Below are 22,777 nucleotides of genomic sequence, written 5' to 3' on the forward strand. Positions count from 1 at the left end.
ACTTTTGAAAGAGGTAGAAATCATGTCTAAGCCAGATATTAAACTAGATAAAGAATATAAACTCTTCATTGGAGGAGAATTTGTGGAAGCAGAAAATGGCGAAACCCTTGCTAGCTATTGCCCAGCTGATGGGGAGCTTTTAGCCCATATTGCCCAGGCTAGCCAGGCCGATGTAGACAAGGCTGTTGAAGCAGCCTGGGAGGGCTTCAAAGAATATAAGAAGACCACAAGCTATGAGCGGGCGGCCATTTTAAATAAGATTGCCGATATTATTGACGAAAATCGCGACCACCTGGCCATGGTGGAAAGCTTGGACAATGGGAAACCCATCCGGGAAACCAGGGCTGTGGACATTCCCTTGGCTTCGGAACACTTCCGTTATTTTGCCGGGGCCATTTTAGCTGAAGAAGGAACAGCCAATGCTATTGACGAAAACACCCTGTCCATTGTCTTACGGGAACCCTTGGGGGTTGTGGGGCAAATTATTCCCTGGAACTTCCCCTTCCTCATGGCTGCCTGGAAGCTGTCTCCAGCCCTAGCTGCCGGAGATGCTGTGGTGATGAAGCCATCCTCCACTACTTCCTTGTCTCTCTTGGAATTGATGAAGCTCATTAAGGATGTTGTGCCCAAGGGGGTTATCAATATCGTCACCGGGTCTGGATCCAAGTCTGGCCAATACCTCTTGGACCACGATAACCTGTCCAAGCTAGCCTTTACTGGATCTACAGAAGTGGGCTATAAGATTGCTGATGCAGCGGCCAAGAACCTAATTCCGGCAACCCTGGAATTGGGAGGCAAGTCTGCCAACATCTTCTTTGACGACTGCGACCTAGACCTGGCCATTGACGGCTTGGCTATGGGGATTTTATTCAACCAAGGACAAGTTTGTTGTGCAGGATCCAGGGTCTTTGTCCAAGAGGGCATTTACGACGAATTTGTCGAAAGGGCTGTTGAAAAGTTCAGCAAAATCAAGGTGGGCCTTCCCTGGGAAGAAGACACCCAAATTGGGGCCCAAGTCAACCGGTCCCAAAGAGAAAAGGTCTTGGGCTATATAGACCTGGCCAAGAAGGAAGGGGCCCAAGTAGCTGTTGGGGGCGAAAAATCTTGTGAAAATGGCCTGGAAAAAGGTTACTTCACCATGCCTACCCTGATAACCCAGGTGAAAAATGACATGACTGTGGCCCAGGAAGAAATTTTTGGACCTGTGGCTGTCGTGATTCCCTTTAAGGATGAAGAAGAAGTTGTAGCTATGGCCAATAATTCAGACTATGGCCTTGGAGGCGCTGTCTGGACTCGGAACATCAACCGGGCCCTTCGGGTAGCTCGGGCTGTTGAAACTGGAAGAATGTGGGTTAACACCTACAACCAACTACCGGCGGGAGCTCCCTTTGGTGGCTACAAGAAATCCGGTATCGGACGGGAAAACCACAAGATGATGTTGGATGCTTATTCCCAAGTGAAAAACATCTTTATCAACACATCGGAAAAACCCTCCGGTCTCTATTAAGAAGAAAAGGACCAGTCTTAGGCTGGTCTTTTTTTATTGGGAAAAGTAATTTCCTGGCTGAGCGGGTCTTAAAAAAGGCCCTATCTTTGCTAGATTTTATCCTAAAATCCAAGGCAAGGCCTGGTGACTTATGGTATAATTAATAAGATATAGACAGGAGGAAGTATGGATACAATTCGCAGCCAAATGGTCATTGGGAAAAAAGCCCAAGAGGCCCTAAAAGACAAAAAAGTTTTAATTTTTGGCCTCGGTGGAGTGGGGGGAGCCTGCCTGGAAGCCCTGGCCCGGTTAAGTGTGGGTCACTTTACCCTGGTGGATGGAGATGTCTTTGATTCAAGCAACCTCAACCGGCAAATTTTGGCTACGGAAAAAACCCTAGGGAGGTCTAAGGTCCAGGTGGCCAAGGAAAGGGTCCTGGATATTAACCCCCAGGCCCAGGTCCAAGTCCATGACATGATGTTAAAAGAGGACTTTTCTCTTTTTAAAGACTCCTATGATGGGGTGGTGGATTGTATTGACGATGTTGGGGCCAAGATTGCCCTCTATGGTTTTGCCCAGGAAAGGGGATTTTTTCTCCTGTCCTCTATGGGGATGGGAAACAAGTGCCATCCCGAAAAGATCCAAGTGTCCAGCCTCTATAAGACCCAGGTAGACCCCCTGGCCCGGGTCCTGCGTAGGAAGTGCAAGGAGGCGGGGATTAAAGATTTTCCTGTGGTTTTTTCCCAGGAAAGCCCCCAAAGGTCGGAGGATTTTCCCAAGACGTCCAAGCCGGGAAGCCTGTCTTTTGTACCTCCAGTGGCGGGATATTTTTTAGCCAGCATCCTCTTGAACCATTGGATGGAAGAATTGAAGCAAACAGATGAAAGTGAAGGATAAGATGAGCCAAATTGATTCATTAAATAAAGAGCAAAAAGAAGCTGTTTTACAAACCCAGGGTCCCCTTTTGATCCTGGCGGGAGCTGGGTCTGGAAAGACCAAGACCGTAACCCAAAAAATCGCCTATTTAATCCAAGAAAAGGGGGTTAGCCCCTATGAAATTTTGGCCTTTACTTTTACCAATAAGGCAGCCAAGGAGATGAAGGACCGGGTGGAGGCCCTTTTGGACTCTTCTGTCCAAGGACTTTGGATTGGGACCTTCCACTCCATCTGCGTCCGGATCTTAAGACGCTACCACGACCGGCTGGGTTTTGATAGCCAGTTCTCCATCTATGACCGGTCGGACCAATTGAGGGCCGTCAAGGAAACGGTCAAGGAGATGAACCTGGCCAAGGACTTGTTTAAGGAAAAGTCCATCCTGGCAGCCATTAACCAATACAAGAACCAAGGAATCATGGTCCGGGACCTAGACCCTAGGGCCAGTGGCAATTTTTATGATGAGAAGGTCATTGAAATCTACCAGGCCTACCAAAAGAAATTAAGAGAAAATAATGCCATGGACTTTGACGACATCCTCCTCTATACGGTCCAACTTTTAAAGGAGGACCAGGAGGTTCGGTCCTACTACCAATTTCACTTTAACTACATCTTTGTAGACGAATACCAGGACACCAACGCCACCCAATACCAGCTTATCCAGCTGCTTTGCCAGCCCAACCCCAACCTAACCGTAGTGGGGGACAATGACCAGTCCATTTACGCCTGGCGGGGGGCGGATATTTCCAATATTTTAAACTTTGAAAAGGACTTTCCCCAGGCCAAGGTCATCCTCTTGGAACAAAACTACCGGTCCACGAAAAATATCCTGTCCATAGCCAACAAGGTGATTTCCAACAACCCCAAGAGAAGGGATAAGAAGCTTTGGACGGACCTGGAAGAGGGCCACTTGGTGGAATACAGGGAATACAACCACTCCCAAGAAGAAAACAAGGACGTGGTCAACCAAATCATCCAAAGACACAACAAGGGCCATTCTTTTTCAGACATGGCCATCCTCTACCGGACCAATGCTCAATCTCGGGGCTTTGAAGAATACTTAATCCAAGAGGGAATCCCCTACAAGGTGGTAGGGGGCCTAAAGTTCTATGACCGCAAGGAGGTCAAGGACGTTTTGGCCTATATGACTCTTTTGGCCAACCCTCAAGACGACCTGTCCCTGACCCGGGTCATCAATGTTCCCAAAAGGGGGATTGGAGAATCCACCCTGGACCAATTAAGGAGCCTGGCCAGCCAAGAAAATAAGTCCATCTTCCAGGTCATGGAGGACCTGGTTGAAGATGACCAAACCAAGATTCGGGCTAGGAAAAATATAGAAAAATTTGTCCAGCTGGTCCACCTCCTCCAAGAAAAGGCCAAGAACTTGACCATTTCTGAAATCATGGAGGCGGTCATTTACGAAAGCCAGTACCTGGAAAGTCTCAAGGAAGAAAACACCCTGGAGTCCAGAAACCGGATCGACAATATCCAGGAATTAGTGACGGCCGGCCAAAGCTATGAAAAGGAAAATCCTGAAGATGGTCTGGAGGAATTTTTAACCTCCCTGTCCCTCTTATCCGACGTGGACAAGACCGACGAAAGCCAAGGCAGTGTCCAATTAATGACGGTCCATGCAGCCAAGGGTCTGGAATTTCCCCTGGTCTTTTTGGTGGGGATGGAAGAGAGGGTCTTCCCTTCAGCCATGAGCCTAGAAGAAGACGAGGACAATGTGGAAGAAGAAAGACGGCTTTGCTATGTGGCCATTACCCGGGCCAAGGAAGAACTCTACATCTCATCGGCCAGGAACCGGACCATGTATGGAAAAACCGTCATCAACCGTCCCAGCCGTTTTATCGATGAAATGGGCCAAGACCTAAACCGGGTCCAAGCCTACAATACCTATAGGGAAAGCCAAGAAGTTCCTTCTGGTCGGTCCAGCTACCTCCAAGTTTCCAAATACAAGGGAGAGGGAGCCAGCTACCAAAGAGGGCCCAAGAAGGACCCGGCCTACCAATCCAAGACCAAGGAAGACATCCGGATTGGATCCAAGGTCCGCCACAAGAAGTTTGGCCAGGGCATGGTGGTTTCCCTCCAAGCCAAGGGCCAGGATACGGAAGTCGTTATCTCTTTTGAAGGCAAGGGCCTGAAGAAGCTCCTGCTTTCCTTTGCCCCTATAGAGGTGGTGAAATCATGACCATGGAAGAAATGGTGGCGACCCTGAACAAGTGGTCCCACGCCTACTACACCCTGGACCAGCCCCTGGTCAGTGACGGAGAATACGACCGTCTTTACGACCGCTTGGTCCAAGAGGAAAAAGAAACAGGACGAGTCCTGGCAGATAGCCCCAGCCTCAGGGTAGGGGACAAAATTCTGGAGGACTTTCAAAAATACACCCACCGGGGCCAGCTCTATTCCCTGGACAAGGCCCAGACCTTTGAGGCCTTGGAGGCCTGGGAGAGCCGGAACAGAAAATTATTAGAAGAAGCCGGCTACCAAAAAGAACCAGGCTATGTAGTGGAATTAAAATTTGACGGCCTGACCATTAATGTCACCTATGAAGATGGGATTTTAACCCATGCTGCCACCCGGGGCAATGGCCAGGTAGGGGAAGAAATCCTGGAACAAATCCGCCGGATTCCCTCCATCCCCCTGTCCATTGACAACCGGGAGACCCTGGAGATTCAAGGGGAGGGCTTGATGCCCCTAAAGGCTTTGGAAGACTACAACAAGACAGCCCAAGAGCCTTTGAAAAATGCAAGAAATGCCGCTGCCGGAGCCCTGAGGAACCTGGATCCCAATGTGGTCAAGGAAAGGAAGCTCACAGCTTATTTTTACAATATCGGCTACAAGACCGGACCCGGATTTTCCACAGACCTGGAAATGAAGGAAGAAATCCGGAGTCTAGGCTTGAAGGTCCATCCCTTTATCCACTTGGAAAAATCCCTGGAGGGGGTTTTTGAAAGGATTAACCAGGTCGAAGGCTTCCGGAAGGACCTAGATGTTCTCATTGACGGAGTGGTGGTTAAGATCAACGACATGGGAGCCCGGGAAGTTTTAGGTTTTACCAACAAATTTCCCCGCTGGGCCATTGCCTATAAATTTGCCGCCAAGGAGGCTACCAGCATCTTGAGAGAGGTCCATTGGAATGTGGGCCGGACGGGCAAGGTTACTCCTACGGCGGAATTCGACCCAGTGGATATTGAAGGGGTCACCATCCGTCGGGCCACCCTGAACAACTATGACGATATTTTAAGAAAAAAAGTGGAAATCGGAGCCCGAATCCTCCTAAGGCGGAGCAATGACGTGATTCCAGAAATCATGGGAGTCCTGCCTTCGGAAGGTCCCAAGGAGAAAATTCAAAAACCCAGCCACTGCCCCTACTGCCATGCAGAAATCGTCCAAGAAGGGGTCCACATCTTCTGTCCCAACTCCCTGTCTTGCCAGCCCCAACTCTTGGCCAAGATGAAGCACTTTTGCTCCCGGGGAGCCATGAATATCGAAGGCCTGTCAGAAAAGACCCTGGCCAAACTCATGACAGAAAAAAATATCCAGTCCATTGGGGACCTTTACGATTTAAACTTCCAAGACTTCCGGTCCATGGAGGGCTTTGGAGATAAGAGGTCCAAGCAACTGATTGAGGCCATTGAAGCCAGTAAAACCCCCGATTTGGCCAACTTTATCTTTGCCCTGGGCATTGGTCAAGTGGGAGCCAAGGGGGCCCAGGACTTGGCCCAGGCCTTTGGGTCCTTTGAAGCCCTAAGAAGGGCCAGCCAAGAAGACATCCTGGCTGTACCCGATATGGGACCTGTAACGGCCCGGGAACTGGTGACCTTTTTCCATGACCCGGAAATCATCAAGGAGCTGGACCACTTAAAGGCTTCCGGTGTCCAAGTCCAAGACTTTAAGGCCAGCCAAAAAGAACAGATTTTTGCCGGCAAGACCTTTGTCTTAACGGGGGCCCTGTCCAGGAAACGCAGCCAGGTGGAAGAAGAAATTCGAAGCTTGGGAGGCAAGACCAGCTCATCGGTCAGCAAGAATACCGACTATGTCTTGGCTGGAGAAAAGGCCGGATCCAAGGCCCAACAAGCCCAAAAATTGGGAGTGGCCATCATCAGTGAAGAGGACTATAAAGAAATGCTCAATAAAGGAGTAGGAAAATGAAAAGAGATCAAATAAAACATATTGCCAACATTGCCAAGTTGGACTTTAGCGAGGAAGAACTGGCAAAATTTGCCGATTCTTTTTCTGAGACCATGGACTTTGTGGACCAAATTCGCCAAGTGGCCACAGAAGATACAGAGACCTTCCAAGTCAATGAAATGGGTTCCCACCTCAGGGAAGACCAGGTCAAGGAGGGCTTAAACCAAGACCAGGCAACCCGAAACAGCGAGTCTGAAAAATACGGATACTTTGACATTATCCGTTATGTAGACTAGGAGGAAGTATGGAAAAGATTACATCTGTAAACCAACTGATTGAAAAATATAAAAGTGGTCAATTGACAGTAACAGACTACATTCAAGGTCTCCTGGAAGAAATCAAGGAAAAGAACAAGGACACCAATGCCTATATTACCATTACAGAAGACCTGGCCCTGGAAACGGCCAAGCGCCTGGACCAAAAGTTGAAAAACAAGGAAGACCTGGGAGCCCTATTTGGGGTACCCGTATCCATCAAGGACAACATTGCCGTTAAAGACATCAAGATGACTTGTGCTTCTCGGATGTTGGAAGACTTTGTGCCACCCTACCAAGCCAGTCTTGTAGACAAGATTTTGGCCCAAGATGCTGTGATTATTGGAAAGACCAACCTGGACGAATTTGCCATGGGGTCCTCCACGAAAAATTCCTATTTCGGCGTGACCAAAAACCCCTTGGATTCCACCAGGGTGGCCGGAGGGTCCAGTGGTGGAGCTGGAGCTTCTGTGGCTATGGATTCCTGCCTCTTGGCTGTGGGAACCGACACCGGAGGAAGTGTCCGTCAACCGGCGACTTTTTGCGGTCTTCCAGGGATGAAACCCTCCTACGGGTCCATCTCCCGGTCAGGAGTTGCCTCCATGGCCAACACCTTTGACCAACCCGGAGTCATTGGAAAAAATATAGATGACATGGCCCTTTTATTGGATATCATGCAAGGAGCTGACGAAAAGGATGCAACAGCCCTAGGCAATGACTCCTTTAAAAAGATGGAAGACATTGACCTGTCCAAGATGAAGATTGCTGTGGCTGATTGTCATATGGATATGGAAATGGATCCAGACGTCAAAAAGGCCTTTGAAGAAGTTTTAGACAAGCTCAAGGAAAAGGGAGCCCAAGTGGACCGGGTAGAAACAAAAAATCTCCAACACGCCATTATCGTCTACCATATCCTGGTGAATGGGGAAATTGCCCCTAACATGAGTCGCTATGACGGTCTACGTTTTGGCCACCGGGCAAAGGACTATTCTGACATCAACGAACTCTTTACCCGGTCTCGGAGTGAAGGTTTTGGAGATGAAGTCAAGCGCCGGATTATGATTGGAACCCATATCCTGTCTTTGGACCTGGCCAAGGAATACTATGACAAGGCCCTGCAAGTCCGGCATGGAATTATGGACGACTACAAGAAGATCTTCCAAGACTATGATGTAGTTTTGTCCCCAACCTACCCGGTTAAGCCCTATCTCATTGACCAAGAAATGACCCCGGTGGAAATCTACAGTGCAGACCTGTGTACTGTTCCGGTAAATATTGCCGGTCTACCAGCAGTGTCTGTTCCCTATCCTCTAGGAGATGGACTCTATATGGGCCTACAATTTACAAGTGACCACTTTAAGGATAATGTATGTCTTTCTTACGGAAAGGCCTTGGAAGGGATGATAAAAAATGACCTATAGAACCATTGTCGGCCTGGAAATTCACGTGGAATTGTCCACCAAGACCAAGGCTTTTTGCGGATGTGAAAATAAGTACGGGGGAGAACCCAACACCCGGGTTTGCCCAGTTTGCCTGGGGATGCCAGGAGCCTTACCCGTTTTAAACAAGGAAGTTGTGGAATATGCAGCTATGGCTGGAAAGGCCTTTAACTGCACCATCCATGAAAAAAGTGTCTTTGAACGGAAGAACTACTTTTACCCCGACCTGGTTAAGGGCTACCAATTGACCCAAAACCAACATGCCCTTTGCAATGACGGCTATGTGGAAATTGACACAGAAGAGGGTAAGAAAAAAATCGGTATCCACCAAATTCAAATTGAAGAAGATACAGGAAAGGCCCTCCACTCAGACGACCGAGATACACTTATGGACTACAACCGCTGTGGTGTTCCCCTGATTGAAATCGTAACAGAACCAGACATGTCCTCCAGTGATGAAGCCAAGGCCTTCTTGGAAGCGGTTCGGTCTAGCCTTCGCTACCTGGAGATTTCAGACTGTAAGATGGAAGAAGGATCCATGCGGTGTGATGTCAACATCAACGTGGAAAACCTGGAAACAGGCCAACGCTCAGCCATAGCAGAAGTGAAAAATCTCAACTCTTTTCGGGCTGTAGGTCGGGCCATTGACTTCGAAACCCAAAGACAAATCGACCTGATGGAAGCTGGGGGAGAAGAAAAGAAAACTACCCGCCGCTGGGATGACGTCAAGACAGAAACGGTCATCATGCGGGTGAAATATACAGAAAATGACTACCGTTTTGTTCCTGAAGGGGACCTACCCCCTCTCTATGTGGAACAGGACTGGTTGGACAAGATTGTAGACCGGATGCCGGAGCTACCCAAGGCAAAGATGGACCGTTTTATCAAGGACTACAAGTTACCAGATTACGATGCCCAAGTCTTGACATCCTCTAAGGAATTGGCCCAATACTATGAAGACTTGGCCAAGGACTTTGACGACTACAACATGCTTTCTAACTGGATTATGGGTGAAGTCCTTCGTCGGGTAAACCTGGAAGAAGGCTTTGACCTGCCCTTCCCAGGCCAAGACCTTCTTGACCTCTTAAAGATGGTCAAGGAAGGCAAGATCAACAACAATGCCGGGAAAAAAGTCCTAAGAGCCATGTTTGAAGAAGGGGGCAAGCCCCAAGACCTGGTAGAAAAAATGGGCCTTTTACAAATGCAAGACAGCTCTGCCATGGAATCTTTTGTGGACCAAGTCCTGGCTGAAAACCCCGAAAGTGTGGACCAAATCAAGGCCGGCAAGGACCGGGTCCTGGGCTTTTTAGTAGGCCAGGTCATGAAAAAATCCAAGGGCAAGGCCAACCCCCAAGTGGTCAACCAACTCTTGACAGAAAAAATCAAGGCCCTTTAAAATCCAAGCTGGCCGGGTTTAAAGACCCGGGAGCCTGGGAACTTATGCTATAATAAGGACATCGGAGGAATTCATGAAAAAGGGAGATAAGATTGTTCTCGCCTCGATTATCGTCATTAGCCTGGTCTTGTTTTTCTTGACCAGCCAGACCCTAAGAGAGGCCCAAAACAAGTATGTCAGTGTCCAAATTTCTGGACGAGAGGTCCAAAAAATATCTCTGAAAAAGGAGAAGGAACTTAGGGAATACAACTTTAAAACCAAACTTGGGACCAACAAGGTCTTGGTCAAAGACGGCAAGGTCTGGGTCCAAGAATCCAACTGTCCCGACCAGATTTGCGTCCATATGGCCCCCATTGAAAAGGTGGGGGAGACCATTATCTGCCTGCCCCATGAGTTTTTAGTGGAAATCAAGGCGGACAAGAAGGCCCCGGACGACTTAGACTTATTGTTGAGGTAGCCTATGAAAATACAGATAAAAAAAATGGTTTTTTTAGCCCTTTTAGTTTCTATGGGGGTGGCCTTGGGCTTTATTGAGTCCATGATCCCCCTGCCCCTGCCTCTGCCGGGAGCCCGACTGGGCTTATCCAACCTGGTGGTTTTAACCAGCCTCTTGGTTTTTGGCAACAAGGAGGGATTTATTGTGGCCTTTTTAAAGTCCCTGCTTTTAATGCTGGTTACGGGAAATGTCATGGCCTTTTTCTACAGCGCTACAGGGTCCATCCTGTCCTGCTTGGCCATGATTGGGGCCATCCGTTGGATTATGCCTCGGATTTCCTCTATCGGTGTCAGCTTGATTGGGGCCAGCTTCCACAACTTGGGCCAGGTCAGTGTGGCCTGCTTGATTGTGTCGAATTGGCGAATTTTTGCCTACCTGCCCATGCTCCTCTTGCTGGGGATTTTTACAGGATTTTTTGTGGGACTGGGGTCCAATTTTATCGTGGACCAGATGAAAAGAAATAATATTGTCTTTAAGGAGTAGAAATGATTTTAGCCAGTGCTTCCCAGAGAAGAATTGATCTTTTAAAGAAATTTTCATACGACTTTACCGTTGAGGCGGCAGATATTGAAGAGAAAAAAGAGGGGAAGGACCCTCAAAGCCTGGTCATGGCCCTGGCCTATGAAAAGGCCCTGAAGGTGGCAAAAGACCATCCCCATGACTTGGTCCTAGGGGCAGATACCCTGGTTTTTGGTCAAGGTCGGGCCTATGGCAAGGCTCAAAACCGGGACCAAGCTCGGGAGTTTTTAAAGGACTTATCTGGTAAGACCCACCAGGTCTATACGGGGTTTGCCCTGGTGAACCTGGACCAAAAGCTGAAAATCATTGACTATGACGTGACTTCTGTGACCTTTAAGGACCTGACAGACCAAGAACTAGAAGCCTACTTGGACTCTGGTGAATGGGAGGGCAAGGCCGGGGCCTATGCCATCCAAGCCGGGGCAGGAAATTTTGTCAAAGACCTTGACGGAGACTTAAACAATGTCATTGGCCTACCCAGTAAGCTGTGTGATTATTTGGAGGACTTGGACCAATGACAGAATCCTATACCATCCTCAACCTGCCCCAGGAGGAAAGACCCCGGGAAAGACTCTTGACCTATGGGGCAGACAATCTAAGCAATGTGGAACTCATTGCCATCCTTCTAGGGTCTGGAACCCAAAAGGAATCGGCCCTTCGTCTGGCAGAAAAGATTTTAACCAAGTGCCAAGATATGCAGGGTCTAGACTCCCAAGCCGTATCGGGCCTATCCCAACTCAGCCGGATCAGCCTTAAGTCCCTAAAGGAAATCAAGGGGGTAGGAGATGCCAAGGCAGCCACTATTTTGGCAGCTATGGAGCTGGCCAAGAGGGTCAGTTTTAGTCAAGAGCCCATCAAGTACAAGCTCAACAGCCCCTTAAAGGTGGCTGATTTTGTCTTGGGACAAATGAGTTGGGCCTCAGTGGAAGAATTTGTCCTCTTGTGCCTAAATACAAAAAAGGAATTAATTTCTGTCCATAGGATGACCAAGGGGACCTTAAACTATACTGTGGTCCACCCCAGGGACGTCTTTAAGCACTGCCTGGACTGTGGGGCCCATAGTGTGATTTTAGTACATAACCATCCCTCAGGAGATGTGACGCCTTCCCAGGAAGACATCCATCTAACCCAACGCCTTAAGCAGGTTGGGGACCTGGTGGGGATACCTGTCGTTGACCACCTCATTGTAGGGGGTAAGGGATATTATAGTTTTTTAGAAGAGGGGAAATTGGTGGACTAGGCCATGGATAAATTAAAAAAATATCGACAAAGAGCCATCTTGCTTGGAATATCCGCAGTGCTTATTTTTTTACTGGGCTTTACCAATACTGGTAGGCTTAGTTTGCATGTCCTGGACCGCTTTTTACTAGATGTGACCCAACCCGTCCAAACGGGCCTGGCCAGAATAGGCCAAGGTTTGGGCCAAGGAGCCAGTACCCTGGTTCACCTGCCCAAGCTCTACAGGGAAAACAAGGCCCTGGAAAAAGAAGTGGCGGCCCTGGCAGATGAAAACCGTAAGCTCAACCAAATTATCGGCCAAACAGACTATCTAAGGGCAGCTTCTGAAGTAAAGAAGTCCACTGACTACAAATTGGTGGAAGCCCGGGTCATTGGCAAGGACCCCAGCAATTATTTTTCCAATTTTGAAATCAACCGGGGCAAGAAGGACGGGATAAAAAAAGATGCCACAGTCCTTTTAGGAGTAGACGACCCCCAAGGCATCATTGCCCAAGGCCTGGTGGGCCGGGTGGTTGATGTAGGGGACAACTGGGCCAAGGTCACGGCCATTATCAATGAAAACCAATCTGTGGCCTTTAAAAATATCCGTAACCAGGAGGGGGGAATCCTGGCCGGCAAGTCCGGTGACCTCCTTTGGGGCTATAGCTATGACGATGCGGCAGACATTGTGCCGGGAGACCGGCTCATTAGCTCCGGAGTGGGAGACCTTTACAAGGGGGATGTCTACCTGGGAACGGTGGACAAGGTCAAGAGGGATGAGGAAAAGATGATCCAGGAAATTAGCCTGAAACCTGCTGTGAACTTTAAAAAAATCTACCAGGTTTTTGTGGTGGTGGACTAGGCCATGGTTTTAGCAATTTTTATCTCCAGCCTAGTTTTTTTCCTAGACATTTCCCTTTTCCAACAAATTCCCCTCTTAAACCAGGTGAACTTCCTCCTTCTGGTCCTGGTGGCTTTGGCCTACCAACCCTCCCGGGTCAAACCCGTCTACCTGGGTCTCTACCTGGGCTTTCTCTATGACCTGTGTTTTTTAGACAGTTTTGGCTTTTACATGCTGTCTTTTTTCGCCACGGGTTTTTTCATCCAAAGCCTGATTTCCTATTTCAATAGTAATAGCTTTGTCTCTGCAATTTTGACAGGGATTTTTAGCTTTTTATTCTACCAATTATTTACCGGGATCTTTCACCAGCTGCTGGGAACTGGCCTGGCAACAGAAATGGTCCTAAGGCAAAGTGTCAACCTCCGACTCTTGGTCCAAGGAGGCCTACAGGGACTTATTTTTATCTTTTTAAACCGCTACAAGGGGGGAAAGTATGATTCGTTATTGGATTGAAAAACTCGATAAAATCAACCGCTTTCGCTTTTTTGGCCTTGCAGTGGCCCTGTTTTTTATCCTCTTAATGGGCCGGCTCTTCCAGTTGACCATCCTCCAAGGTAACCACTGGCGGGAGGTTTCGGAAAATAAAAGGGCCAAGGACCTGGTCCTGACTGCCCCTAGGGGGGAAATCCGGGACCGAAACGGCCTTTTAATTGCAGGCAACAAGCCAGTTTACACTGTAGAATTAAGAAAAGACGAATTGGACAAGCTGGACCGGGAAGAAAAAAACCGGGATTTTTATAAGCTGGTCCACTTTTTAGAAGAAGATGGGGCCAATGTCGTAGACGACTTCCCCCTGATTATCAATGATATCGACTTCAAGTCCGTCCAGGAAGAAGTTTCCATCAAGGAAAGTGCCATGGAAGTTTTCATTGCCAAGATTTTAGACAATGACCTCTTGCCAGACTTGGTGGACCAAACCATGCAGGTGGATTCTCTAGGTCAAGTTGAGACCTTTTTCATGGCCCGGGAATGCCTAAGGGCCCTGGGACAGGGCCAAGCTCCTGTGAACTACAGCCTAAATGGCTTTGCCTTCACCAGCCAAGAAGACCAGGTTGACTGGCTTCAAAAAAACCACCTGGATCCCAAGTTGACAGCCAAGGAGGCCTTGGTGACCCTCTTAAGAGAAAATCCCACGGCCCTGAAAAAAGTCCTATCCAATGCCCAGGCCCGAAAGCTGGCCTTTGACCTGGTTTCTTCCAAGGGACTGGCAGAGCCCTTGACCCTAAAGCCCTATGCCAATAAATTTGACAAGGACTACAAGAAATCCAAGATGGCCTGGATGGACTCCTATCCAGAAATCACCCTCCAATCCTCAGCCAAGGAAGACTTCCTAACGATTTTTAAGGACAAGGGAGCCGGGGGGTTGGCCTTTAAAAAGAGCCTGGAGGAAAAAGACATCCAGGCAAAAAAAGACCTGGTTAAGGTCCTAAACAAGCAGGGCCCGGAAAAGATTAAATTAGAGCCTGAAAATAAGGAAGGGGTCTACCGGGACAAGGACGGGAAGAATGCCCGGGACTATGTCTCCCAAAAACTCATGGACCTCAATATCTTGGAGGCCTGGTTGGAAGAAGACCCTGTCCGGAACCTGGCCCAGGGAATCTTGATTGACCAGGGCATCTATACGGGAATTTCCATTGCCGACGGAGGTTATAATTATGTCAGCCTTAAAAACAAGGAAGACTTTTACCAGGCCTCCAAGGTGGACCTGGAAGTCCCGGACCAAGAAGCCTTCCAAGGCCTAAGAGACAAGTATGACCTATCGCCCAAGCTGAGTCCCTACGATGCTCGGGGGATTTTAAACCTCTACTATGAATTAAATAAACAAGGCAACCTGGCCTACCTGCCCATTATTGTGGCCTACAAGATCCAGGACCAAACGGTGGCCCAAATTAGCGAAAACTTCTCTGAAAATCCTGGCATTGCCGTTGCCTCCAAACCCATCCGGTCCTACCCCCTGGGTAAGACTGCAGCCCATGTCTTGGGCTATTTGGGAAAGATTTCTTCCGAAGAAGATATCAAGAAATATACCAAAAAAGGCTATGAGCGGGATGCCATTATCGGCAAGACCGGCATTGAAGAAAGTTTTGAATCCTACCTCCATGGGAAAAATGGCCGGCAAAGAGTCCAAGTAGACGCCAAGGGAAATACCACAGCCGTCTTGGACGAAAGGGCCCCTGTGGCAGGAAAGAATGTCTACCTGTCCATTGACTTGAACCTGCAAAAAAAAGCTGAGGAAGTCTTGGCCCAGTCCCTCTACCTCATCCAAAGGGGGGGAGTTTACGAAAGCCAATGGGGCAACTTCCCCTTCCTGGCTTCCAGGGAAAAGGGCAGGCCCTATGTCCATGCCACTTCTGGTGCCGTCATGGCCGTAGATGTAAAAACAGGGAAGATTCTCTGCATGGCCAACTTCCCATCCTATGACCCCAACCTCTTTGCCACGGGGATCTCCAGTGTGGACTGGGAGTCCCTAATCCCCCTGGAGGAAAAAAATCCCCTGGCAGCCAGACCCCTCTACAACATCCCCTTCCAAACTGCCGTCCAACCCGGTTCCATCTTTAAGATGGTCACGGCCCTGGCAGCCATGGAAAAGGGTCTGGACCCTGAAATGACCATCCAAGATGGGGGCTATGTAGATGTGGGAGGGTCAGTCTTTGGTTGCTGGCTTTGGAACCAATCCAAGCAAACCCACGGGGCTGAAAGCCTCAAGGATGCCATCCGGGATTCTTGTAACTACTACTTTTATTCCCTAGCTCTGGGAGAGGACCAAAGAAGAGGCAAGAGCCTTCCCCTGCAAATTGATGAAAAGGAAATTAAGACCATGGCCGAAAAATTCGGTCTGGGGAAAAAGACTGGGATGGAAATTACCATGCCTGCAGAGGCCAGGGGAACCCTACCAGACCCTAAGCAGAAAAAAGAAACCATGAAGCAGCTTCTTAGAAACCTTTTAAATCGGGTTTTGAAGGAAGCCAGCAATGAAGTCTTAACAGAAGAAAAACAGGCTGAAGCCAGCAAGGCCCTGGTGGACCTTATGGACAAGAGCCAGGCCCCCAGCCGGCAAGAAGTGGTAACCCTTTTAGAAAGCTTTAACATTGACCCCAACCACTATTTGAAGAAAGAAAAAAGACCCCTGGTGGACTATATGGTGTCAGACTACTACAACCAGGCCAATTGGAACCTGGCCGATACCATGAACATCACCATTGGTCAGGGGGCCAATTCCTATACCCTGGCCCAAATGACCCGTTATGCCATGGCCCTGGCCAATGGGGGTAAACTCTACCCCTTGAGCCTGGTCCAAGAGGTCAAGGACGAAAACAATGCCTACTCCCTTTACAAGCCCAAGGCCAAGGGAGAACAAATTAAATTAAACCGGCCAGAAAGCATCCAAGAAGTAACCAAGGGGATGCAACTGGCTGCCCTGGCAGGGGGGAATGACCGGTGTTACAAGGACTTTCCTGTGGAAGTGGCCATTAAGACCGGAACGGCTGAAAGGGCCGGAGTCAACCCCTATACTGGAGAAAGCTACGATTCTTTTTCCTGGCAAATAGGTTTTGCTCCCTACAAGGATCCGGAAATTGCTGTGGCAGCTGTCCTCTTCCAAGGAGGATCTGGTATGAACTGTGGCCCCATCCTAAGAGGGGTCATGGCAGAATACTTTGGCTTGAACAAGCAAGTTGTTACAGAAACCCTCCCTATTGAAAACCAATTAACTCCCTAGAAAGGAAGCACATGAAAACAATCATTATAGGAGCAAAAGGAGGGGTGGGATCCACCTCTTTTGCTCTTCTATTAGCAAAAACCATCCAAAAGTCCATCTATGTCAGCTTGAATTTTGGCCGAAAAGACGCCTCGGCCAGTCTGGACTTGCCCTCTCCCATCTACGACCTCTATGACGCCTGCAACCGAGGCGCCCTCTTAGAGGACTGTATCCTTAAAGGAGAAGGGGTCCATCTCTTGGAAGGGCCCCTTTTAAAGAAGAGGGAGGACCTGGACCTGGAGGGCTTGAAAAAAGTCCTGGACCAATTGGAAGAGACCTATGACCACATCTTCCTGGACCTGGGTCCCAGCTGGAAGGACCTGGAGGACCTTTTGGAGCCAGAGGAAGTCTACTTTCTCTCATCTCCTGACCGGGCTGGACTTTATGCCATGGATCAGGTAAAATTGAACAACCGTCTTTGGGGGCAGGGGGCGACCTTTGTCTTTACTTGCGTAAAAGACCCCAAGAAGCTCCTGGAAAAAATAGACCAGGAGGGTCTTTCTTTTGACCCAGTCAAAACTCTTCCCAGACTGGATGGCCCAGAAGAGGGCCAGGCCTTTTTCTACCCCCAAGACTTTGCAAAAATATACACAGACCAGGCTTGTATGGACCCTGGAGTCCAGAAAAAAAGCCTGTGGAATCGACTTTTAAGGGGGTAGTATGGATTTAAGAAAATTAGATGCAGCCTTGAAAAAGGTGGAAAAGCCCGCCCGCTATATTGGTGGGGAACTGGGGGCCGTGGTCAAGAATGCGGACCAGGTCAAGGTCCGTTTTGCCTTTGCCTTTCCCGACCTCTATGAAATCGGCATGAGCCACCTGGGCCTGCAAATCCTCTATGGGATTTTAAACGACCAAGAAGACATAGCCTGTGAGCGGGTTTTCGCTCCCTGGTTTGACATGGAAGAGCAGATGCGGACCTTGGGAATTCCCCTCTATAGTTTGGAGACCAAGACCCCCATCAAGGACTTTGACTTTTTGGGCTTTACCCTCCAATATGAATTGTCCTTTACTAATATTTTGAACATGCTGGACCTGGCTGGGTTGGAAGTCTATGCCAAGGACCGGAAGGAAGGCCCCATTATCCTTGCTGGAGGTCCTGTAGCCTATACACCAGAACCCCTGGCAGACTTTATCGACCTCTTTATCTTGGGAGAGGGGGAGGAAGTCAACCTAGAACTCATCCGCCTCTACCAAAAGATCAAGGACCAGGGTGGGACCAAGGACGACTTTCTCTTGGCTGCCGGCAAGATCAAGGGCATCTATGTCCCCAAATTCTACCGGGAAGTCTACAAGGAAGACGGGACCATTTCCCACAGGGAAGTCCTGGCTGACCTTCCGGAAGTCATTGAAAAACGCAAGGTGGACCAGGTGGACCAAATGGCCCAAAACAGGAAGCAAATTGTCCCCTTTATTGAAACCGTCCACGACCGGGTGGTCTTGGAGATGTTCCGGGGTTGTACCCATGGTTGTCGTTTTTGCCAGGCCGGGATGATCTACCGGCCCATCCGAGAAAAGTCCAAGGAAAACCTCCTGGACCAAGCCCGGAGACTCATTGACCAAACAGGCTACCGAGAAATTTCCCTGTCCTCCCTAAGTTCTTGCGACTACCGGGACCTTCTGCCCTTGATCCAAGACCTCATGGAAGAATTTAAGGACCAAAGGGTGGCCATGAGCCTGCCCTCCCTCCGGCTAGACACCTTTTTTGTCGACGTCTTAAAGGAAATTGAAAAAGTGAAAAAAACCGGTCTGACCTTTGCACCGGAGGCAGGGAGCCAAAGACTCAGGGATGTCATCAACAAGAATGTCAGCCAAGAAGACCTTTTGGCTGTCTGTCAAGACGTCTTTAAGGAGGGCTGGTCCAAGATTAAGCTCTACTTTATGATTGGCCTGCCCACAGAAGAAGAGGAGGACCTTTTGGGAATCCTCCAACTGGCAGAAATGGTCAAAGATGCCTTTTTCAACCGGCCCAAGGAAGAAATCAAGGGAAACTTTACCGTTACGGCCTCGGCCTCATGCTTTGTCCCCAAGGCCTTTACCCCCTTCCAATGGTTTGGCCAAAATACCAAGGAAGACTTTTTGCAAAAGGCCTACTTTATCAAGGAAAGGGTCAAGGATCCCAAAATCCGCTTCCGCTACCACGATCCGGCCACATCTGTTTGTGAGGCTGTCCTGGCCCGGGGAGACCGTCGGACGGGAAAACTCCTCTACAGGCTCTTTGAACTGGGAGCCAGGTTTGACGGTTGGACCGATGGTTTCAAGGAAGACCTTTGGATCCAGGCCATGGAAGATACGGGAATTTCCCCGGACTTTTATGCCTATAGGGAAAGACCCCTGGACGAGGTCCTGCCCTGGGACTTTATTGACATTGGCGTGACCAAGGCATATTTAAAGAAAGAATACCAAAAGGCCCTTGAGGGCCAAACCACCCTGGACTGCCGGAAGGGCTGTCATGGATGTGGGATTAAAAATTGTTCGATGTGGGAGGACTTTCATGCAGGTACGTGCTGAATATACAAAACTAGGAATGATCCGTTACATTAGCCACCTGGACCTGGTCCGGCTCTTTGAACGGGCCATTGAACGGGCCAAGATTCCCGTGATCTACTCCGAGGGCTTCAACCCCCATCCCAAGTTTACCCTGGGCAACCCCCTATCCCTGGGGGTGGAGAGCCAAAGTGAATTTATGGATATCCAGGTTGAAGATGGCTATCCCTTGGAGGAAATGAAAGACCGGCTAAACCGGGAATTGCCTCAAGGGGTGACCATTAAAGAAGTCTTTGCCGACTTTGATAAGACGGCCATCCAACAGAGGATCCAGGCCTGTCTCTATGCCTTTGACTTAGGAGATGACAAGCTGGACCTGGCCCAGGCCTTTAAGGACCTGGACAAGCTTATGATCCAAAGACGGAGAAAGCGGGGCCGGAAGAAAATTTTAGTAGAAGAAGATGCCTATGATCTGGTGGAAGAAATTTGGCAGGAGGGCCCCATCCTCTACGGGAAATTTTCCAGTAGGGAGGGGGCAACCCTAAGACCCGACCTCTTTCTAAAGGCTATGAAAGAATCCCTGGGCCTAGACTGGGACATGGATGAAATTGGCGTAAAAAGGGTGACCAACTATGATGAAAACGGACAAGTCTTTCACGGAAGATAAGGACTTTATCTTTATTGACAAGTTCAAAGACCCGGTTTGGGTGGAATTTAAAGAAGGACAAATCCACCGGGTTCGGCCCTATAAAAAATCCCTGGTGGGGAACATCTACCTGGGTCGGGTGGACCACCGGGTCCCCCAACTTAAGGCCTACTTTCTAGACCTGGGCCAAGGGCAAAGGGGCTTTTTACAAGAAGACCTGGACCTGGCCAAGGGGGACCTGGTCCTGGTTCAAGTGGCCAAGGATGCCTATAGCAAAAAATATCCCGGCCTGAAAACCGACCTCTCCATTCCAGGAGACCGGCTGGTCTACTTTCCCCAAGGCAAGAAACTCTACTATTCCCTAAAGAATAAAAAGGCCCTGAAAAAAATTTGGCAGGAGGCAAAAAAAGACCTACCACCGGGAGGCTGGCTCATTCGGACCAAGGCCCAGGACCCTAAAAGAGACCTGGAAGAAGCCAAAGACCTCTACCGGCTTTGGCAAAAACTCCTCCAGGAAGAAAGACTTTCCCCCAAGGCCAAGTGCCTCTATAGGAAAGACCAGGTCCCAGAAGGACAAAGGGTCTATACCAACGACCCCGACCTGGCCCGAGAAATGGGCTGGATCCATGTGGAAGACTCCCTCTACCATATGGAGGACTACCGACAAGTCTTGGAAGAACTCAACAAGGTCCAGGTCCCCTTGGAGGGAGGGGGCCTCATCCGGATTGAAAAAACCGCAGCCCTAACCAGCATCGATGTAGATAGCTCCCAGGGCCCAGACCAGGGTCTGACTCCGGAAGAAATCAACATCCTGGCAGCCAAAAAAGCCAGCCAGCAAATTCTTCGACGGGACCTAAGAGGGATGGTAGTCATTGACTTTATTACCTGTGACCAGGACAAGAAAAAAGACCTGGAAAAAATCCTGGCAGAGGCCTTCCGAGAAGACCCCCAGGCCATCCTCTACGGTTTTTCCCCCATGGGCCTCTATGAATTGGTTCGGAAGAGAAAAGAAAAGTAAGAAAGATATTGCAATTTAGCAAAGTTCATGCTAAAATACTTAGATGTAACCGCACGAAACAGGTCTTTAAAATTTATTACCTGGCTAGGCGAGTCTTAGAAAATAAGGGGGTGCTACAATGTACGCAGTAATTGAAACCGGCGGCAAGCAATACAAGGTGCAAGAAGGAGACAAACTTCGTGTCGAAAAGCTTGATGCCCAAGTAGGCGATACCGTGACTTTTGACAAGGTTCTTTTCCTAGGTGGCGATGACGTAAAAGTTGGTCGTCCATACGTGGAAGGAGCAAAGGTTGAAGCCAAGGTTCTTGAACAAAACAAGGCAAAAAAAGTCGTTGTCTACAAGTTCAAAGCAAAGAAAAACTACCGGAATAAAAGAGGACATCGTCAACCATATACATTTATTGAAATTGGAACCATTGCATAATGATCCAAATTGATGTTTATGATGTAGAGGGTATCCTGACAGGCTTTAAGGCCAAGGGCCATGCCGGCAACAACCAAGGCGAATACGACCTGGTTTGCGCCGCAGTCAGCATCTTGACCCAAACCTGTGTGGAAAGTTTACATCAAGTGGCGGGCCTAGCAGAAAAAGACATCCCCTATCAGATGGAAGATGGCTTTTTAAGCGTTAAGATAGACCCAGCTACTGCAGAGGATAAAACCATTCAAATCATTTTTCAAACAATGGTCTGTGGCTTAGAAATGATTGAAAAAACAGCCAGACCCTATTTGAAAATTACAGGAGGTAAAAAATGTTAAGATTAAATCTACAATTGTTCTCCTCTAAAAAAGGAATGGGATCGTCAAAGAACGGTCGTGATTCTGAATCAAAACGTCTAGGACTTAAAAAAGGTGACGGACAATATGTTCTCGCTGGAAATATTCTAGTACGTCAAAGAGGAACAAAAATTCATCCCGGCGAAAATGTAGGCCGTGGTTCCGACGATACACTTTTTGCAACAGCAAACGGCATTGTTAAATTCGAAAGAAAAGGCCGTGGCATGAAAAAAGTTGTCAGTGTAGAAGCGGAAGAATTAGCATAAAGAAAAAAAGGACCCTTTAAAGGGTCCTTTTTTAATGGGAAATTTTGAGTAAAAGTTGATTGGCATGAAGGGATTAACCTTTGTGCCGATTTTTATATGTCAATTTTTCCTATATGCAAATATTCTGTTTATTTCTGGATTAAATTCTCTCATATTTGCATATTTCTTTGGCAGGGAACAGGTTTAATATCCTTAGAGAAATAAAGCCCATTTTTTGAGGAAGTTCTTTAAGACAAAATAGTAATTTTGATTAAAAAGACGGAAACAAATCCATCTTAAGAAATATATAAAGATTAGGCTCTGGAATGTGGTATAATATTACAGAAATACTGTACAAAGTAGAAGATTAAATTGGGGTGGGATATGGGATTTTCCTATGACAAATTATGGAAAAAGTTAATAGATGAAAAGATGAATAAATTAGACCTACAAAAAGCTATAAATACAACTCCACATACCATTGCAAAAATGGGACGAGATGAAAATGTGAGTATGGAAATACTTGGTAGAATTTGTAGGTATTTTAAATGTGATATATCTGATGTATTGGAGTATAGAGATGAGTGAAAACTTACATAAGAATTCGATACTATATTCGTAATTATGGAATCTAATTAATGACGGTAGAAACTATGAAAAAGATACTAATAATTGAAGATGATAATAATTTAAATAAAGGACTTTCCATAGCCTTAAATAAAGAATATGAAATTTTTTCTGTAAACACAATTAGTAAAGCTAAAAATTTTATTGATGATGCGGATTTGATTTTACTCGATATGAACTTACCGGATGGAGATGGGCTTGAAATAATAAAGTATACCAGAGAAAGTTCATCAATTCCTATTATAGTTCTATCAGCTATAGATCTTGAGGCATATATCATTTCAGCCATAAATTTAGGGGCAGACGACTATCTAACAAAACCTTTTTCTTTGGGAATATTAGAGGCAAAGATAAAAAGAGCTTTTGAAAAAATAGTGCCTA

The 22,777-nt window shown here is 47.9% G+C and carries 23 protein-coding genes and 1 other annotated feature; all 23 genes read left to right on the forward strand.

The annotated features are described in order from the left end of the window. The first annotated feature begins 22 nt into the window (after positions 1-22). The gene (locus CS898_RS05240) at positions 23-1,507 is read left to right on the forward strand and encodes an aldehyde dehydrogenase family protein (protein WP_099208384.1); all 1,485 of its coding nucleotides are present in this window, start codon (positions 23-25) and stop codon (positions 1,505-1,507) included. Positions 1,508-1,672: 165 nt separating this feature from the next. Next, positions 1,673-2,383, forward strand: a complete 711-nt coding sequence (locus tag CS898_RS05245) for a tRNA threonylcarbamoyladenosine dehydratase (protein WP_099208362.1) — start codon at positions 1,673-1,675, stop codon at positions 2,381-2,383. Between the two features lies 1 nt (position 2,384). Further along, a complete protein-coding gene (locus tag CS898_RS05250; protein WP_099208363.1) occupies positions 2,385-4,613 on the forward strand; it encodes an ATP-dependent helicase in 2,229 nt (742 codons plus the stop codon). Beyond that, a complete protein-coding gene (gene ligA / locus CS898_RS05255) occupies positions 4,610-6,580 on the forward strand; it encodes an NAD-dependent DNA ligase LigA (protein ID WP_099208364.1) in 1,971 nt (656 codons plus the stop codon). The genes CS898_RS05250 and ligA overlap by 4 nt, the downstream gene beginning before the upstream one ends. Further along, a complete protein-coding gene (gene gatC / locus CS898_RS05260; RefSeq protein WP_009430642.1) occupies positions 6,577-6,855 on the forward strand; it encodes an Asp-tRNA(Asn)/Glu-tRNA(Gln) amidotransferase subunit GatC in 279 nt (92 codons plus the stop codon). The genes ligA and gatC overlap by 4 nt, the downstream gene beginning before the upstream one ends. A gap of 8 nt (positions 6,856-6,863) precedes the next feature. Further along, positions 6,864-8,294 (forward strand): Asp-tRNA(Asn)/Glu-tRNA(Gln) amidotransferase subunit GatA, encoded by a 1,431-nt coding sequence (gatA, locus tag CS898_RS05265; protein ID WP_099208365.1) that lies wholly within the window; start codon positions 6,864-6,866, stop codon positions 8,292-8,294. After that, on the forward strand, positions 8,284-9,708 hold the full coding sequence (gatB, locus tag CS898_RS05270; RefSeq protein WP_099208366.1) for an Asp-tRNA(Asn)/Glu-tRNA(Gln) amidotransferase subunit GatB: 1,425 nt from the start codon (positions 8,284-8,286) through the stop codon (positions 9,706-9,708). The genes gatA and gatB overlap by 11 nt, the downstream gene beginning before the upstream one ends. A gap of 73 nt (positions 9,709-9,781) precedes the next feature. Beyond that, a complete protein-coding gene (locus CS898_RS05275; RefSeq protein ID WP_009430512.1) occupies positions 9,782-10,165 on the forward strand; it encodes a NusG domain II-containing protein in 384 nt (127 codons plus the stop codon). Positions 10,166-10,168: 3 nt separating this feature from the next. Next, positions 10,169-10,687, forward strand: coding sequence for a Gx transporter family protein (locus CS898_RS05280; RefSeq protein WP_234976027.1), 519 nt, complete (start codon positions 10,169-10,171; stop codon positions 10,685-10,687). A 2-nt stretch (positions 10,688-10,689) separates the two neighbouring features. Further along, positions 10,690-11,241 (forward strand): Maf family protein, encoded by a 552-nt coding sequence (locus CS898_RS05285; RefSeq protein WP_099208367.1) that lies wholly within the window; start codon positions 10,690-10,692, stop codon positions 11,239-11,241. Beyond that, a complete protein-coding gene (radC, locus tag CS898_RS05290; RefSeq protein ID WP_099208368.1) occupies positions 11,238-11,963 on the forward strand; it encodes a RadC family protein in 726 nt (241 codons plus the stop codon). The genes CS898_RS05285 and radC overlap by 4 nt, the downstream gene beginning before the upstream one ends. Positions 11,964-11,966: 3 nt before the next feature. Continuing rightward, the gene (gene mreC / locus CS898_RS05295) at positions 11,967-12,803 is read left to right on the forward strand and encodes a rod shape-determining protein MreC (RefSeq protein ID WP_099208369.1); all 837 of its coding nucleotides are present in this window, start codon (positions 11,967-11,969) and stop codon (positions 12,801-12,803) included. Positions 12,804-12,806: 3 nt separating this feature from the next. Further along, the gene (gene mreD, locus CS898_RS05300; RefSeq protein ID WP_099208370.1) at positions 12,807-13,295 is read left to right on the forward strand and encodes a rod shape-determining protein MreD; all 489 of its coding nucleotides are present in this window, start codon (positions 12,807-12,809) and stop codon (positions 13,293-13,295) included. Then, on the forward strand, positions 13,276-16,560 hold the full coding sequence (locus CS898_RS05305; RefSeq protein WP_099208371.1) for a penicillin-binding transpeptidase domain-containing protein: 3,285 nt from the start codon (positions 13,276-13,278) through the stop codon (positions 16,558-16,560). Before mreD ends, CS898_RS05305 begins: the two co-directional genes overlap by 20 nt. An 11-nt stretch (positions 16,561-16,571) precedes the next feature. Beyond that, positions 16,572-17,258, forward strand: a complete 687-nt coding sequence (locus CS898_RS05310) for a CpaE/TadZ family protein (protein ID WP_099208372.1) — start codon at positions 16,572-16,574, stop codon at positions 17,256-17,258. A gap of 1 nt (position 17,259) precedes the next feature. Next, a complete protein-coding gene (locus CS898_RS05315) occupies positions 17,260-19,107 on the forward strand; it encodes a TIGR03960 family B12-binding radical SAM protein (protein ID WP_099208373.1) in 1,848 nt (615 codons plus the stop codon). Then, positions 19,091-19,750, forward strand: a complete 660-nt coding sequence (locus CS898_RS05320; protein WP_159459131.1) for a TIGR03936 family radical SAM-associated protein — start codon at positions 19,091-19,093, stop codon at positions 19,748-19,750. The genes CS898_RS05315 and CS898_RS05320 overlap by 17 nt, the downstream gene beginning before the upstream one ends. Then, positions 19,716-20,747, forward strand: a complete 1,032-nt coding sequence (locus CS898_RS05325; RefSeq protein WP_099208375.1) for a ribonuclease E/G — start codon at positions 19,716-19,718, stop codon at positions 20,745-20,747. The genes CS898_RS05320 and CS898_RS05325 overlap by 35 nt, the downstream gene beginning before the upstream one ends. A 37-nt stretch (positions 20,748-20,784) precedes the next feature. Further along, positions 20,785-20,853 (forward strand) — a sequence feature (ribosomal protein L21 leader region). A gap of 12 nt (positions 20,854-20,865) precedes the next feature. After that, positions 20,866-21,171 (forward strand): 50S ribosomal protein L21, encoded by a 306-nt coding sequence (gene rplU, locus CS898_RS05330; protein ID WP_009430358.1) that lies wholly within the window; start codon positions 20,866-20,868, stop codon positions 21,169-21,171. Next, on the forward strand, positions 21,171-21,506 hold the full coding sequence (locus CS898_RS05335) for a ribosomal-processing cysteine protease Prp (RefSeq protein ID WP_052099080.1): 336 nt from the start codon (positions 21,171-21,173) through the stop codon (positions 21,504-21,506). Before rplU ends, CS898_RS05335 begins: the two co-directional genes overlap by 1 nt. Beyond that, positions 21,500-21,790, forward strand: coding sequence for a 50S ribosomal protein L27 (gene rpmA / locus CS898_RS05340; protein ID WP_009430025.1), 291 nt, complete (start codon positions 21,500-21,502; stop codon positions 21,788-21,790). Before CS898_RS05335 ends, rpmA begins: the two co-directional genes overlap by 7 nt. A 363-nt stretch (positions 21,791-22,153) precedes the next feature. After that, positions 22,154-22,357: a helix-turn-helix domain-containing protein gene (locus CS898_RS05345; protein ID WP_099208386.1), complete on the forward strand. Its 204-nt coding sequence runs from the start codon at positions 22,154-22,156 to the stop codon at positions 22,355-22,357. Positions 22,358-22,422: 65 nt separating this feature from the next. Beyond that, the coding region (locus tag CS898_RS05350) for a response regulator transcription factor (RefSeq protein WP_143614584.1) at positions 22,423-22,777 on the forward strand (355 nt) is incomplete at its 3' end.

It is taken from the genome of Urinicoccus timonensis (assembly GCF_900232945.1).
GTDB lineage: Bacteria > Bacillota > Clostridia > Tissierellales > Peptoniphilaceae > Urinicoccus > Urinicoccus timonensis.

Coding starts and splice junctions, on each gene's coding strand:
- CS898_RS05310 (WP_099208372.1), top strand. CDS start 16,572: ATGAAAACAATCATTATAGGAGCAAAAGGAGGGGTGGGATCCACCTCT.
- ligA (WP_099208364.1), top strand. CDS start 4,610: ATGACCATGGAAGAAATGGTGGCGACCCTGAACAAGTGGTCCCACGCC.
- CS898_RS05240 (WP_099208384.1), top strand. CDS start 23: ATGTCTAAGCCAGATATTAAACTAGATAAAGAATATAAACTCTTCATT.
- CS898_RS05250 (WP_099208363.1), top strand. CDS start 2,385: ATGAGCCAAATTGATTCATTAAATAAAGAGCAAAAAGAAGCTGTTTTA.
- gatB (WP_099208366.1), top strand. CDS start 8,284: ATGACCTATAGAACCATTGTCGGCCTGGAAATTCACGTGGAATTGTCC.
- gatA (WP_099208365.1), top strand. CDS start 6,864: ATGGAAAAGATTACATCTGTAAACCAACTGATTGAAAAATATAAAAGT.
- CS898_RS05315 (WP_099208373.1), top strand. CDS start 17,260: ATGGATTTAAGAAAATTAGATGCAGCCTTGAAAAAGGTGGAAAAGCCC.
- mreC (WP_099208369.1), top strand. CDS start 11,967: ATGGATAAATTAAAAAAATATCGACAAAGAGCCATCTTGCTTGGAATA.
- radC (WP_099208368.1), top strand. CDS start 11,238: ATGACAGAATCCTATACCATCCTCAACCTGCCCCAGGAGGAAAGACCC.
- gatC (WP_009430642.1), top strand. CDS start 6,577: ATGAAAAGAGATCAAATAAAACATATTGCCAACATTGCCAAGTTGGAC.
- CS898_RS05345 (WP_099208386.1), top strand. CDS start 22,154: ATGGGATTTTCCTATGACAAATTATGGAAAAAGTTAATAGATGAAAAG.
- CS898_RS05280 (WP_234976027.1), top strand. CDS start 10,169: ATGAAAATACAGATAAAAAAAATGGTTTTTTTAGCCCTTTTAGTTTCT.
- CS898_RS05325 (WP_099208375.1), top strand. CDS start 19,716: ATGATGAAAACGGACAAGTCTTTCACGGAAGATAAGGACTTTATCTTT.
- rplU (WP_009430358.1), top strand. CDS start 20,866: ATGTACGCAGTAATTGAAACCGGCGGCAAGCAATACAAGGTGCAAGAA.
- CS898_RS05320 (WP_159459131.1), top strand. CDS start 19,091: ATGCAGGTACGTGCTGAATATACAAAACTAGGAATGATCCGTTACATT.
- rpmA (WP_009430025.1), top strand. CDS start 21,500: ATGTTAAGATTAAATCTACAATTGTTCTCCTCTAAAAAAGGAATGGGA.
- CS898_RS05305 (WP_099208371.1), top strand. CDS start 13,276: ATGATTCGTTATTGGATTGAAAAACTCGATAAAATCAACCGCTTTCGC.
- CS898_RS05275 (WP_009430512.1), top strand. CDS start 9,782: ATGAAAAAGGGAGATAAGATTGTTCTCGCCTCGATTATCGTCATTAGC.
- CS898_RS05245 (WP_099208362.1), top strand. CDS start 1,673: ATGGATACAATTCGCAGCCAAATGGTCATTGGGAAAAAAGCCCAAGAG.
- CS898_RS05335 (WP_052099080.1), top strand. CDS start 21,171: ATGATCCAAATTGATGTTTATGATGTAGAGGGTATCCTGACAGGCTTT.
- CS898_RS05285 (WP_099208367.1), top strand. CDS start 10,690: ATGATTTTAGCCAGTGCTTCCCAGAGAAGAATTGATCTTTTAAAGAAA.
- mreD (WP_099208370.1), top strand. CDS start 12,807: ATGGTTTTAGCAATTTTTATCTCCAGCCTAGTTTTTTTCCTAGACATT.